At 64.0% G+C, this 14345-nt stretch carries 9 protein-coding genes; 2 read left to right on the top strand and 7 right to left on the bottom strand.

All coding sequences use genetic code 11. The features are described from left to right. Positions 1-24: 24 nt before the first annotated feature. The 3 genes from RAD16_RS09135 to RAD16_RS09125 all read right to left on the bottom strand — a co-directional run bounded on the left by RAD16_RS09135 (position 25) and on the right by RAD16_RS09125 (position 5985). On the bottom strand, positions 25-3141 hold the full coding sequence (locus tag RAD16_RS09135; RefSeq protein ID WP_458157548.1) for an efflux RND transporter permease subunit: 3117 nt from the start codon (positions 3139-3141) through the stop codon (positions 25-27). A 40-nt stretch (positions 3142-3181) separates the two neighbouring features. Then, positions 3182-4426, bottom strand: coding sequence for an efflux RND transporter periplasmic adaptor subunit (locus RAD16_RS09130; protein ID WP_458157547.1), 1245 nt, complete (start codon positions 4424-4426; stop codon positions 3182-3184). Positions 4427-4578: 152 nt separating this feature from the next. Further along, a complete protein-coding gene (locus RAD16_RS09125; protein ID WP_458157546.1) occupies positions 4579-5985 on the bottom strand; it encodes a CoA transferase in 1407 nt (468 codons plus the stop codon). Between the two features lie 114 nt (positions 5986-6099). Here RAD16_RS09125 and RAD16_RS09120 point away from each other — a divergent pair, with 114 nt between their 5' ends. After that, complete coding sequence (locus tag RAD16_RS09120) at positions 6100-6387, top strand: hypothetical protein (RefSeq protein WP_458157794.1); 288 nt, start codon at positions 6100-6102, stop codon at positions 6385-6387. 271 nt (positions 6388-6658) lie between these two features. Beyond that, positions 6659-7429 carry an SDR family NAD(P)-dependent oxidoreductase gene (locus tag RAD16_RS09115; protein WP_458157545.1) on the top strand — a complete coding sequence of 257 codons (771 nt, stop codon included), beginning with the start codon at positions 6659-6661 and terminating at the stop codon, positions 7427-7429. 251 nt (positions 7430-7680) lie between these two features. Here the strand turns inward: RAD16_RS09115 and RAD16_RS09110 are convergent, their stop codons facing one another. From RAD16_RS09110 to RAD16_RS09095, 4 genes are all read right to left on the bottom strand, one after another. Next, positions 7681-8385: a hypothetical protein gene (locus RAD16_RS09110; RefSeq protein WP_458157544.1), complete on the bottom strand. Its 705-nt coding sequence runs from the start codon at positions 8383-8385 to the stop codon at positions 7681-7683. Between the two features lie 125 nt (positions 8386-8510). Then, a complete protein-coding gene (locus tag RAD16_RS09105; RefSeq protein ID WP_458157543.1) occupies positions 8511-11885 on the bottom strand; it encodes an error-prone DNA polymerase in 3375 nt (1124 codons plus the stop codon). After that, positions 11882-13534, bottom strand: a complete 1653-nt coding sequence (locus RAD16_RS09100) for a Y-family DNA polymerase (RefSeq protein WP_458157542.1) — start codon at positions 13532-13534, stop codon at positions 11882-11884. The genes RAD16_RS09105 and RAD16_RS09100 overlap by 4 nt, the downstream gene beginning before the upstream one ends. Continuing rightward, a complete protein-coding gene (locus tag RAD16_RS09095; RefSeq protein WP_458157541.1) occupies positions 13431-14237 on the bottom strand; it encodes an ImuA family protein in 807 nt (268 codons plus the stop codon). Before RAD16_RS09095 ends, RAD16_RS09100 begins: the two co-directional genes overlap by 104 nt. Positions 14238-14345: the final 108 nt, after the last annotated feature.

Genomic DNA, 14345 nt, shown 5'->3' with positions numbered 1-14345 from the left:
AAGATCGCGCGCAGACAATAAGCCTCAGCGCGCGCGGCGCGAGAAGAAGGAGATCAGCACCGGCAGCGTCACCAGGATCACGACCGGCGCCAGCATCATGCCGGTGACCACGACGACCGCGAGCGGCTTCTGCACCTGCGAGCCGATGCCTTCCGACAGCGCGGCAGGCAGCAGGCCGACGCCCGCGACGACGCAGGTCATCAGCACGGGACGAAGCTGAAGCTCGCCGGTGCGGATCACCGCGCTCATACGGTCCATGCCCTCCTCGATGAGCTGGTTGAACTGCGACAGGATGATGATTCCGTCCATCACGGCGATGCCGAACAGCGCGATGAAGCCGATCGCCGCGGAGACGCTGAAGGCCGTGCCGGTGATCAACAGGCCCAGCACGCCGCCGAAAATCGCCATCGGGATCACGCTCATGGCGAGCAGTGTGTCGGTCATCGAACCGAAATTGAACCAGAGCAGGATGCCGATCAGCGCCAGCGAGATCGGCACCACGATCGACAGCCGCCGGATCGCGTCCTGGAGATTGCCGAACTCGCCGACCCATTCCATGTGCGAGCCGGGCGGCAGCTGCACCTGGTCGGCAATCTTCTGCTGCGCCTCGCGGATAGCGCTGCCGAGGTCGCGCTCGCGCACCGAGAACTTGATCGGCAGATAGCGTTCCTGCTGCTCGCGATAGATGTAGGCCGCGCCCGAGACCAGGCTGATGGTGGCGACTTCGCTCAGGGGAATCTGCGTGACGGTGCCGTTCGGCCCGGGCGCGCCGATCCGCAAATTCTGGATCACCTCGGCGCTCCGACGGTATTCCGGCGCGAGGCGCACGATGATCGGGAAATGGCGGTCGGAGCCCGGCTCGTAGATATCGCCCGCGGTGTCGCCGCCGATCGCGACCTTGATGGTGGCGTTGATGTCGCCCGGCGCAAGGCCGTAGCGCGCGGCCTTGGCGCGATTGATGTCGATCTGGATGGTCGGCTGGCCGAGCGAGGTGAACACTGCAAGGTCGGTGACGCCCTGCACGGTCGACAGCACCTGCTTGATCTTGTTGGCGGTGTCGGTCAGTGCCTGCAGGTCGCTTCCGAACAGCTTGATCGAGTTCTCGCCCTTCACGCCGGAGACGGCTTCGGAGACGTTGTCCTGGAGATATTGCGAGAAGTTGAACTCGACGCCGGGGAAGCGGTCGTCGAGCTGCTTGAGCAGTTGCGCGGTCAGCTCATCCTTGTCGCGGGTGCCGGGCCATTGGCTGACGGGCTTGAGCGGGGCGAAGAACTCGGCATTGAAGAAGCCGGCGGCGTCGGTACCGTCGTCGGGACGGCCGTGCTGCGACACCACGGATTCCACCTCGGGCCGGGCGCGGATCACCTTGCGCATCTCGTTGACGTAGGAGTTGCCCTCCTGGAGCGAGATAGTCGGCGGCAGCGTGGCACGGATCCAGAGATTGCCCTCTTCCAGCTTGGGCAGGAATTCGAGACCGAGCAGCCGGCTGAGTGCGACCGTCATCACCACGAGGCCGATCGCGGCACCGAGCATGATGTTGCGGTTGGCCACCGCCCAGTTCAGCACCGGCATGTAGATGCGGTGCAGGATCTGCATCACCTTGGTCTCGGTCTCCTCGACATGCGCGGGCAGGATGATCGCGGACAGCGCCGGGGTGACGGTGAAGGTCGCGAGCAGCCCGCCGGCGAGCGCATAAGCATAGGTGCGCGCCATCGGTCCGAAGATGTTGCCTTCGACGCCGGAGAGCGTGAACAGCGGGATGAAGGCCGCGATGATGATCGCGGCGGCGAAGAAGATCGAACGCGACACGTCGGCGGCGGCGCTGAGGATGGCGTGGCTCTTCATGCCGAACAGCGTCTCGGGCGACATATGCTCGGATTCCGACACCGGGGTCGTCTGCGTCAGGCGTCGGAAGATCGCCTCGACCATGATGACGGTGGCATCGACGATGAGGCCGAAGTCGATCGCGCCGACCGACAGCAAATTGGCCGATTCCCCGCGCAGCACCAGGATGATCACGGCGAAGAACAGCGCAAACGGTATCGTGGCGCCGACGATCAGTGCGCTGCGCAGATCGCCGAGGAAGATCCACTGCAGCAGCACGATCAAGAGAATGCCGACCACCATGTTGTGCAGCACGGTGTGGGTGGTGAGCTCGATCAGATCGCCGCGGTCGTAGATGCGCTCGATGCGCACGCCGGGCGGCAGGATGCTGGAATTGTTGATGGTCTGAACGAGCTGGTGAACGCGTTTGATGGTCGGCGAGCTCTGCTCGCCGCGGCGCATCAGCACGATGCCCTGCACGATGTCGTCGGAATCGTCGATGCCGGCGATACCGAGGCGCGGCTTCTGCCCAACGGTGACCGTGGCGACGTCTTTGACCAGCACCGGGTTGCCGTTGGTCTGGGCGATCATGGTGTTGGCGAGGTCGTCGATCGAGCGGATCAGGCCGACGCCGCGCACCACAGCCGATTGCTGGCCGATATTGACGGTGTTGCCGCCGACATTGACGTTGGAATTGCTCACCGCTTGGAGCACTTGCGGCAGCGTCAGGCCGTTGGCCACCAGCTTGTTGTTGTCGACCTCGAGCTCGTAGGTCTTGCTCTTGCCGCCCCATCCGGTGACGTCGATCACGCCGGGAACGGCGCGGAAACGGCGCTGCAGGACCCAGTCCTGGATGGTCTTGAGGTCGAGCACGCTGTAGTTCGGCGGGCCGACCAGGCGGTAGCGGAAGATTTCGCCGATCGGACTGAGCGGCGAGATCTGCGGCTGCACGTTGCCCGGCAGCGGCGCGAGCTGCGCCAGGCGGTTCAACACCTGCTGCAACGCCTCGTCGTAGGTGTAGGCGAAGGAGAACTGGAGTTTGACGTCGGAGAGGCCGTAGAGCGAGATGGTGCGGATGGTGGTGAGGTTCTTCAGACCCGCAACCTGGGTCTCGATCGGGATCGTGATGTAACGCTCGATCTCCTCGGCCGACAGGCCCGGGCTCTGCGTCACGATGTCGACCATCGGCGGGGTCGGATCGGGATAGGCCTCGATGTTGAGCTGATTGAACGCGATCAGGCCGCCGACGAGAACGGCGACGAACATGCCGACCATCAGGAAGCGCCGGTTGACGGCAAGTGCGACGAGGCGGTCCATTCAGGTCTTCAGTCTGGCTTCAGTTTCTTGAGGTCGCTGGTCAGCTACCGGACGCCGCGCGGTCGATGAACAGGCTGCCCTTGACGACGATCTGCTCGCCGGGCTTCAGATTGCTGGTGACCTCGACGAGGTTGCCGTTGATGAGGCCGGTCTTGATTTCGCGCAGCTCGACCGACTTGTCCTCGCGCGCGACCCAGAGCCGGACCTTGTCGGCTTCGTAGATCAACGCCTGCTTCGGCACCGCGGGCGCGGCGCGGTCGCCGGCCGAATAGATCGTGACGTTGGCGAACATTTCCGGCTTGAGCAGGCCTTCCTTGTTATCGATGGTGGCGCGAACCAGCAGACGACGCGTGCTCGGATCGATCGCCGCGGCGACGTAGTTGATCTTGGCCGTCAGCGGACGGCCCGGCAGCGCCATCACGTTGACGGTGATGTCCTGTCCGATGCACACCGCGGCCGCATCGCTCTCGCGCACGAAGGCGGTGAGCCAGACCGTGGAGAGATCGCCGACCACGAACACCGGATCGCTGGCGCCGGCGCTCACAAACTGGCCGGGGCCGATTTTGCGCTGCACGACGGTGCCTGCGATCGGCGAGTAGATCGTGATCTCCCGATCGATGACGCCCTTGTCCTGGAATGTCTTGATGGTCTCATCGGTGTAGCCGAGAATCCGCAGCTTGTTGCGTGCGGCTTCCAGCGCCGTCACCGAGGAGCGCATGTCGTTCTGCGCCTGGACCTGGTTCGTCTCCGCCTGCTGATAGTCCTTCAGCGGAATGGCGCGGCCCTCGTAAAGATCCTTGGCGCGCCTGAACTGGATGTCGGCAAGATCGATCGCCGACCTCGCCTTGTTCTGCGCGGTCATCGCGGCGATGAAATCGTTCTGGGCCTGCACGGTGTCGGCGGCCTCGATTGTGAACAGCGGTTGACCTTGGGTCAGGGTCTCGCCCGGCTTGGCGAACAGCTTGGTGACCCGGCCGGCATAGGGCGAGAACACCGGCGTGGACCGGTCCTCATCAACCGCGACCTTGCCCTCGGTGACATATTCGGCCCGGAAGGTCTTGGCCTTGACGGTCTCGATCGTCAGCGTCGCCCATTCGGACGCTGTCGGCGTGAAATTCTGCGCATTCCTGCGCGACTGGCTGGAGATCTCGGAGTGGCTCTTGTCCTTGGTCCCCGCATAGAGAAAGCCATAGGCACCGGCGCCGGCAAGCGCCAGTAAAACTACGGATGTGATCATCCGTTGTTTTGTAAACACCTGCAATCGCTTGGTATTTTCAACTACCATGGGGCCCGGTCGTGTCTGCGACGATCTTGGCAGACGCCTGCCTTATCGGTCGCGCTAATAGTGCTGAATTGGGATTTCAAACAACCTAAAAAACGCCTCGCACCTTTCGAACTGCGTTAAAATTTTGCGATGCGTCAGCTTCACGTCAGCTTTCAAGACGGCCACTTCGCCGGATGACTGCCGAGCGGCATCGCCGGGCGGCTCCATTGTGCCGGCGTCTTCGACAGCAGTGCCGAATGCTGCACCGCCTTCAACGTACCGAAGCCAGATGGCATGCTCTCGATGAACGCAGCATGTACGGCGTCGCCCGTAAGATCCGGGGTATTCAGTCCGCCGTCGAGCCGCCCAAGATTCCACAGCCAGCGCCCGGTCTGGGCCAGCGATACGCGCACGTGCCAGCTGCCGCCTTCGCGGGACTGGCGCGCCTTGGCCATCATCGCGCCGAACGCCATCAGATAGCCAGTGGCGTGATCGAGCATCTGGGCCGGCAATTCCTTGGGACCGTCGATGCCGGCGGCCTGCCCCTCGGCATGGTTGAAGCCGGTGGTGGTTTGCACCAGTGAATCGAAACCACGCCGCTCGGCCCAGGGGCCGGCATGGCCGTAGGCCGACAGCGTGACATAGACGATGCCGGGATTGATGCTGGCTGCATCTTCCGGCGCGAAGCCGAGAGCGGCGAGCGCGCGCGGGCGATAGCCTTGCGAGAAGATGTCGGCGTCTTTCAGCAGCTCGCGCATCTGCGTCCTGCCCGCCTCGCTCTTGAGATCGATGAACGTCGTGAGCTTACCACGGCCGGTGTCGATGGTGAGCCATGGGATGGCCGGCAGTTCCGGGCCTGAAACCAGCAGCACGTCGGCACCGTGCGCCGCGAGCGTGCGACCGGCAACGGGACCGGCAATGACGCGGGAGAGATCGAGCACGCGCAGGCCCGCGAGCGGACGATCGCCGCTGGACGATTCTTGCGGCCACGGCTTTGGCGGGGCTTCGCCGATCTTCTCGATCGCGATCAGCGGCAGTTCGGCGAGCGCGCGTGCCTGCGGCAGCGCCGACCATTCGTCGTGGGAGCGCATCAACGCAACGACGCCGCCCGCGGCATAGGCCGCGGTTTCAAAATCCTCACCCTTCCATTGCATCAGCGCGGCCTGCACCTTCTCGCGCTCGGGCACGCAAGCCAGCACCTTGCAGACGGCGTCGCGATGATGCGGAAAGTTGGTGTGGCAGCGGACGAAGCGGTTATCGCCGGTCTTGTAGACGCCGGCGATGGCGTCCCAGGCCGGTGGCGGCGGCTTGTCGTCGAGGCGAAGATAGCGCTCCGAGCGGCACTCGGCGACGGCGTGGCGCATGTCGACGGAGACATTCTGCCCCTCGCCGCTGCGCAAGCGCCAGATTTCGGCCGCAGCGAGCCCCGCGGCAGCGATCGTGGTTTGGCCGGCAACGGCGACACGAAAGGAGGATGGGATCTGCGGTTCTTCACCGGTCAGCCGCACGCGTTCGAGCGCGGCGACGTCACCGCCGGCGGAGGTCCAGATGTCCTTGAGAATGTCGGCGGGGCTTTGCATGACCGCTTCTCTCCCTTGTCGGATTGGGCATGATCTTTTCGGAAAACCGCTGCGCACTTGTCCGGATCATGCTGTAATTTTCGCGACCATGTCATGACCGCAGAAAGGATTGCAATGGCCGCTATCGATCCCCTCACCGCAGGCGCCGTGTTCGTCGCAACGGCGGCCACCGACGCGGTCTATGTGATGTTCACCTCCGCCGTGGTCGCACGCAAGCGCATGCCGGCGGCGACCTGGAGTGCGATCTGGTATCTGCTCTCGTCCTACGCCGTGATCAGCTACACCGAAAATGCGTTCTATGTGGCGTTCGCCGCGACCGGCTCCTGGGTCGGCGCCTATGCGTCGCTGACCTTCCTGCACCGCCCGCCCGGCGGCCCGCCGGTGGGAGCCGCGCCGGAGTGAGGGGGCAAGCTTCGTAGGATGGGCAAAGCGAAGCGTGCCCACCACCTCGTGCAAGTTGAGGGAATGGTGGGCACGGCGCTCACGCGCCTTTGCCCACCCTATGGCCTCTCCCCACGTCATTGCGAGCGTAGCGAAGCAATCCAGAATCTCTCCGTGGCGACAGTCTGGATTGCTTCGTCGCAAGAGCTCCTCGCAATGACGATGCTGAGGCTTCTAGGTATCCGCCGAAACAGCTACACTCCCTGCATTCAACAAGAAGGAGTCCCAAACAATGGATCTCGGTCTCAAAGGCAAGAACGCCATCGTGCTCGGCGGCACGCGCGGCATCGGGCGGGCGATTGCGGCGACGCTGGCCGGCGAAGGCGCCAATGTCGCGGTGTGCGCGCGCAACGCGGATCAGGTTGCCGCGACCGTCACTGAACTGAGGGCGAGTGGCATCAACGCGACCGGCGGTGCGGTGGACGTCACCGACGGCGCGGCGCTGAAAGTCTGGATCGAAGCTGCTGCGAAGGAGCTCGGCGGCGTCGATCTGCTGTTCTCCAATGCCGGCGCGATGTCGCAAGGCCACGACCCCGCATCCTGGGAGCAGAATTTCCGGCTCGACGTGCTCGGCGCCGTGCATGCGTTCGACGCTGCGCGGCCGTTCCTCGAAGCCGGCGGCGAGCGAAGCGGCGATGCCGCCTTCGTCATCATCTCCTCGATCGCGGCGGCGCAGGCCGATCTCGCCAGCTCCTACGGCCCGATCAAAGCGGCGCTGATCCACATGGCCAAGGGACTGGCGCGGCAATACGCCAAGAAGAAGATCCGCGTGAATGTGGTCTCGCCCGGTACCGTCTATTTCAAGGGCGGCGTCTGGAACATGATCGAGCAGAACATGCCCGAGCGTTACAACGACGCGATGAAGCGCAACCCGACGGGCCGGATGGCGACGCCCCAGGAGATCGCGACCGCCGCGGTGTTTCTGGCGAGCCCGGTGTCGGCCTTCACGACGGGATCGAACCTCGTTGTGGATGGCGCGATCTCGAACCGGGTGAATTTTTGAGAGCGCACTGTGATCGCCCGACTTGAAGACCGGGTGATCCAGGAGTCCAGAGCCGCCGCGGCTGGATCCGGGAGGCCGCGGCGTACTGGATACCCCGCCCGCCGCCTGCGCTGAAGCTTCGGCGCGCCGAAGACCGAAACCTCGGCGAAGCCTTGGCGTAGCCGAGTCGCGGGTATGACAGTCGCGAATGTGGCGTGCGCTCGCAATGACATGCGGAGGCGACGACGCTGGTATCGATTAGAACGCGAAGGCTAGGATCCCTGCGACACCGACGCACGTTTGCGCCTTTTGCTGATCAGCCTGGTCATCCACCTGATGATCCAGTCCGGAGCGTTCAGATGGCGCAATGTTTCGATTCCTCCGTCCTCGTCGCGCGCACGGAAGCTTGCATCGGCAAAGTAGTCATCCTCGTCCGCAACACACCACTCCAACGTCCGCGCTATCTCGTCTCGTAGCGCCTCGGTGTCCGGCAATTTATTGAGGAAGTTCAACTCCCGGCGAAGACAGATCGCTTCGATCCGGACACGCCTCGCCTCGAGATAAGTGATTCCCCAACCCTCGAGGCGTGCGTGGGTCGCTTCATGGATGAGCGTAGACGCAATCTGCTCCAGGGTCATCGTATCCCCCAGAATGTAGCGCTCATCGAGCACGCAAGCGTTCAAGGACCGATCGTAGTGCGCTTGGGCGCTGGGGAGCAGATTCACCCATATTCGGTCGAGATCCCGCGTGATCCGCGCATAACCAAGCGTGTCATGGCACTTGATGAGCCGGAGAGCCTCTTCAACGCGGCGTAGCGCCGGGTGGGGCTTGCTTTCGAACGTCCCGACCCAAAGTCCATCGATTGTGCTGCCTTTGGAGAACCAGAGAGCCAGCCTATCGATGCGGGATGGCTTCCGATCTGCTTTCACGGCGACTGCGAGGCCACGCGATCGTTGCAACGATTCCGGCTGGCGCAAGCATCACCCCGTCATGTCCAATCGAATTCGACGAACTATATCGACCTCTCGCTTTCAGGTTGCTTAGGGACTTGATTCAAATTGTTGCGATCGCCAGGAGATCCTCCGATGCGGCGGCACGCGCCTCAATGAAAATCCCGCGACGGGGGCAGGATGCGGACGTTGCGGGGGTGGCGGATTTTCTGCGCGGGCATGTCCGCGAGGGCGCGGGGGTCGTCGTTGAGCGGCTCGACCACCGTGGCGCCTGCGGGCACCGGATGCTTGCGGGTCAGGGCGTCGTTGGCGAGACCGACCAGATCGTGCGAGCGGTCGATCATGCGCTGGGCGATCAGATGCGTGACCTTCTCGGGGCTGCTCTGGATATAGCCCTGGACCTCGATGAGGCGCGCGCCCATCACCTCTTTGCGGTACTGCTCCATGATCTTGGGCCACACCACGACATTGGCGATGCCGGTTTCGTCCTCCAGCGTCATGAATACCACGCCGCTGGCGCTGCCTGGCCGCTGCCGGACCAGCACCACGCCGGCGCAGCGAACGCGGCGCCGCTCGTTCTCGTGGCTGATCTCCTTGCAGGCGACGATCCGCTCGCGCGAAAACATCTCGCGCAAGAATTCCATCGGATGGCCCTTCAGCGATAGCCGGATGGTCTGGTAGTCCGCGACCACCTGCTCGGCGCGCGGCATCACCGGGAGCGGTTCTGCGTGCTCGTCCGGCTGCTCGCGCGCGGTTGCCGCCTCGAACAGCGGCAGCGGCACGTCATCAGGCAGCCGCCGCACCTGCCACAGTGCCTCGCGACGGTCTAGCCCGAGCGAGCGGAATGCATCGGCATCGGCCAGCAGGATCAGCGCGCGCTTGGGCAGCCCGGTGTCGCGGGCGAAGTCTTCTAGCGAGGTGAAGGGGCTGCGGTTGCGGGCCTTGAGGATGCGGTCGGCCCAGTCTTCCTGAACGACATGGACCTTGCCTTGCCGCTTCGCCTGCTGCGCTTTGAGGAACTCCTCATCGGGATCGAGCCAATGGAAGCCGTCGATCTGGCGAAAGCCGAGACGTACGGCGCAATATTTTTTGTCAGTATTCTCCAGCGTGTTCTGCGCAAAGCTATAGGAGACATCGATATCGCGCACCTCGACACCGTTCTTGCGGGCATCGCCGACGATCTGCGCGGGCGCGTAAAAGCCCATCGGCTGCGAGTTTAACAGGCCGCAGCAGAAGGCGTCGGGGTGATGATATTTCAGCCATGAGGAAATGTAGACGAGCTGGGCGAAGCTCGCGGCATGGCTCTCCGGGAAGCCGTAGGAGCCAAAACCCTTGATCTGGTCAAAGCAGCTTCTGGCAAAGTTGGGATCGTAGCCGCGCGCGACCATGTTGCCGATCAGCTTCTCCTCGTATTGGCCGATGGTGCCAACATTGCGGAAGGTCGCCATCGAGCGGCGCAGGCCGTTGGCCTCCTCGGAGGTGAACTTTGCCGCCTCGATCGCGATGCGCATCGCCTGCTCCTGAAACAGCGGCACGCCCAACGTTTTGTTCAACACATTGTAAAGCTCATTTTTGTCTCCTTGATCCGGTGCCGGAGACGGGTAGCTCACCTTCTCCAGATTGTTCCGCCGGCGCAGATATGGATGCACCATGTCGCCCTGGATCGGTCCTGGACGCACGATCGCGACTTCGATGACGAGATCATAGAAGGTCCGCGGCTTCAGGCGCGGCAGCATGTTCATCTGCGCTCGACTTTCGACCTGGAAGACGCCGAGCGATTCCCCTTCACACAGCATGTCGTAGACCTTGGGATCGTCCTGCGGGACGGTCGCCAGAACCCAGCGCTTGCCCTTGTGCCGGTCGATCAGATCAAAGCACTTCCGGATGCAGGTCAGCATGCCCAGCGCGAGCACGTCGACCTTCATCATGCTGAGCGCGTCGACGTCGTCCTTGTCCCATTCGATGAAGGTGCGGTCATCCATCGCGGCGTTGCCGATCGGCACATAGGTATCGAGCCGGTCCTGGGTCAGCACATAGCCGCCGACATGTTGCGAAAGGTGGCGCGGAAATTCGATCAGCTCGGTCGCAAGCTCGACCGCGAGGTTGATCATGGGATTTTGCGGATCGAGCCCGGCCTGACGGACCTGCATGTCGTTGAGGCCCTTGCCCCAGCTTCCCCAGACGGTGTCGGCGAGTGCTGCGGTAACGTCCTCGGTCAGGCCCAGCGCCTTGCCGACGTCGCGGATGGCGCTGCGCGGGCGATAATGGATGACGGTGGCGATGATCGCGGCACGATGGCGACCGTAACGGCGATAGACATATTGCATCACCTCCTCGCGCCGCGAATGCTCGAAATCGACGTCGATATCGGGCGGCTCGAGCCGCTCCTTGGAGATGAAGCGCTCGAACAGCAGATCGACCTTGGTCGGATCGACCGAGGTGATGCCGAGCACGTAGCAGACAGCCGAATTCGCCGCCGAGCCCCGGCCCTGGCACAGGATGTTCTGGCTGCGCGCATAATGCACGATGTCGTGCACGGTGAGGAAGTAATGCGCGTATTTCAGCTCGGCGATCAGCGCGAGCTCTTTCTTCAGCGTGGCGCGCAGCTTGTCATCGATCTCGCCGCCAAAATATTTATCGACCCCTGCCCAGGTCAGGTCCTCCAGATGCCCTTGCGCGGTCTTGCCCGGCGGCACCGGCTCGTCCGGATATTGATATTTGAGCTGGTCGAGCGAGAAGTCGATTCTATCAGCAAAGCGCATGGTCTCCGCGATCGCCTCGGGGAAATCGCGGAACAGCCGCGACATCTCCCTTGGCGTCTTCAGAAAGCGCTCGGCATTGGCTTCGAGCTTCCGTCCGATCGCCTCGATCGTGGTCTTTTCCCGGATGCAGGTGAGCACGTCCTGCAAGGGACGGCGGCCGGGATGGTGATAGAGCACCTCGTTGGTCGCGAGCAGCGGCACCTTTGCCTTTGCGGCGAGATCGTCGAGCCGCGCCAGGCGGCGGCGGTCATCGCCGCGATAGATCAGGCTCGCCGCCAGCCACACGCCTTCGGCGCGGCTCGACTTGAGTTTTGAAAGCACATCCAGTGCCTGCGCATCATCAAACCGATGCGGCAACGCCAGGATCAGAAGCTGGCCTTGGGAAAACTCGAGAAGATCGGCGAAGGTGAGACGGCACTCGCCCTTCTCGATCCGCGTGATGTCGTCGCCGCGTTTGCCGCGGGTGAGAAGCTGGCACAGCCGGCCATAGGCGGCGCGGTCGCTCGGATAGACGAAAATGTCGGGCGTGCCGTCGATGAAGACGATGCGCGCGCCGATCAGGAGCTTCGGCTTGTGCAACACCTTGTCATTGTCGAGCTCCTTGTAGGCGCGCACCACGCCGGCCAATGTGTTGTGGTCGGCAATGCCGATGACGGGGATGCCGAGTTCGCTGGCCTGATGCACATAGGCGCGCGGGTCGGAGCCGCCGCGCAAAAAGGAGAAGTTCGTGGTGATGCCGATCTCGGCATACGCAGGCGTGTTCATGCGAAGAGACCGTGCACATACCAGTTGGGGGGAGCGGGCTTGCCCTCGGCGTCGAACACCTCTCCCTCGTAAAGACCGTCGCGAAAGATCCAGAAGCGCAGGCCCTCGGCATCCTCGATACGGAAATAATCCCGCGTCAGCTGCTTGCCGTTCTGCCGCCACCATTCCATGGCGATGCGCTCGGGCCCTTCCACTCGCACCACCGCATGTTTCGCCCGCCGCCAGGTGAATTGATGCGGCGGGCCGTCAGGCACGGTCGCGAACGGCACTGTGACCGGCTCCGGCTTGTCGAACAGCCGCAAGGGGCGCAGCGGCGGCTCGCTCTCGGCGCGCGCCGGCCATTCGGCCTGCATGGCGGCGGCGAGATGATGCTGCGCGGGCGCGGCCAGCACCGCCTGCTCGGGGATATGTGTATCCTCAGGCAAATGCACGACGACGCGCTTTCCGCCGATGCGCGCGGCGATGCGGTCGATCAGCGCGGCGAGCTCGTCATTGTCGTGGACATGGGCGTCGAGATCGCGCTGCTCCTGCACCACAATCTCGGTGCGGCTCGCCGACAGGCGCACCATGTCGAAGCCGAAACCGGGATCGAGGGGATCGGCGAGCGCATCGAGGCGCTCGCGGAACAGGCGGTCGATCACCGCACTTCGCGTCACGGGACGCCCGGTCTCGACCATGATCGTGCGTACCACACCGTCGGTACGGAAGAACGCGGCCTCCAGCCGGCGCGCGCCCTTGCCCTGCTTTTCCATGGAGGCGATCAGCGTGTCGGCGAGCCGCGACAGCGTCATCGCGATCATGGTGTCGGTCGCGATCGGCTCGGCGAAACGTTTCTCCACGATGTAGTCGGGCAGCGGCTTGCGCGGATTGATCGGTGCATCGCCCTGCCCCAGCGCATGCGCGAGCAGCGTGGAGAACCGCGCGCCGAACCGCGCCGTGATTTCGCTTGGCGAACGCGAGGCGACATCGCCGATGGTCTTCAGGCCGGCACGGCGCAGCCCGGTGGTGACGGCCTCGCCCGCGCCGAGCGCCGACACCGGAAACCGGTCGATCGCCGCCGCCTCGCCGCCATCGGCGACGATGATGCCGGGTATCTGCCGCGTCAGCGTGCGCGCACAGACCGAGGTGCCGGCAATCGCCGCGCTGACGGCAAAGCCCTGCCGCGCAAGCGCACGGACCAGCGTCTTCAACAGCGCGGCTTCCCCGCCGAACAGATGCGCGCAGCCGGTGATGTCGAGGAACAGCCCGTGCGGCGGATCGAGCGCCACCAGCGGCGTGAAGCGATCGCACCAGTCGGCGATGTCGCTCAGCGTCTTTGCATCGGCCACGATATCGGCGTCGAATACCTTTAGATCCGGACACATCGCCCGCGCATTCGCGAGCGGCTGGCCGATGTGCAGGCCGAGGCGCTCGGCAGCCTCGTCGAGTGCATGGATCACCAGCGCATTGTTGTCCTTGATGACAACGATGTTCGGCTCGTCTTTTTGTTTTGACGCGTTTTCTTCACGCGAACCGGTACCCACTTCGCTTGAAAACGCTTTGGTCCTACCCAGCCCGGCGCTGCCAAGGAAGCGTTGGATCCGGTCGATGGGCAGGCGCGGCAGCCACAGGCTGAGGATACGCCGACGGTTCACTGAACTGGCACTCATCACATTTCCATTCCATGATCCACCGGCCACACGGGCCATGACGATTGCGCAAGAGCTCGGCATCGAAGCGCGGCGCGCCCCAGGCGCTCCAAGGCGCCGCAGGCATTGAAGCTGACCCCGGCGGCGAATGCGCTGCGCGCAGCATCCATCGTGTCTCCGCGGTCGAGGGCAGCGGTTGCGCGGCCATGCGCAGCATCAGACCGGTGACGCCGGACGATTGCGCGGCGAGCGTCAGCTTGCGGCTCGCGACGAGATCGAACTGTCTGGTCTCGCCCCAGAGCTCGAGCACGACCGCGCCGAGCGCATCGCAGGCGAGCGCATCGGCCGAGGTGCGCAGCGCGCTCTCGACATCGGCGGCGCGCACCATCACCACGCGGCGCGGATCGAGGCCGAGCTCGGCGAGCCCGCTCATCGACAGCGCGCCGGTTTCAATCTCCGAAAAATCCTGCCGCACCCACAGCAGCGGCCGCTGTGCCGAGACGCGCCCCGCAAGGCCCATCACGAAACCGGTCGCGGCCGTGCTCTGCCGCCCCTCGCAAAACACCTCGTGGATCGCCGCGCGCGCGAGCCCACCCTTCAGCGCGGCATCGGCCTCGCCATGACCGAGCGCGACGCGATCGTGCTGATGCACGATCTCCGCCGTCTCGATGCGCTCGATCTGGCCGCGCAAGGTCGCAAGCGCGCTCATCCGTGCGCCGCTCATATACGCCGCTCCTTCAGGGGTGATTGCCGATGGCTCTCAAAAAAGAGAACCAGCGGCTGGCTCATTTGTTCATGATATGTTCTAATATAAAGCTAACGGCGGCCCGAG

This window comes from Bradyrhizobium sp. 18BD, from assembly GCF_054185225.1.
The sequence above is the reverse complement of the archived record's forward strand: the minus strand, read 5'-3'. Positions and strand labels throughout refer to the sequence as shown.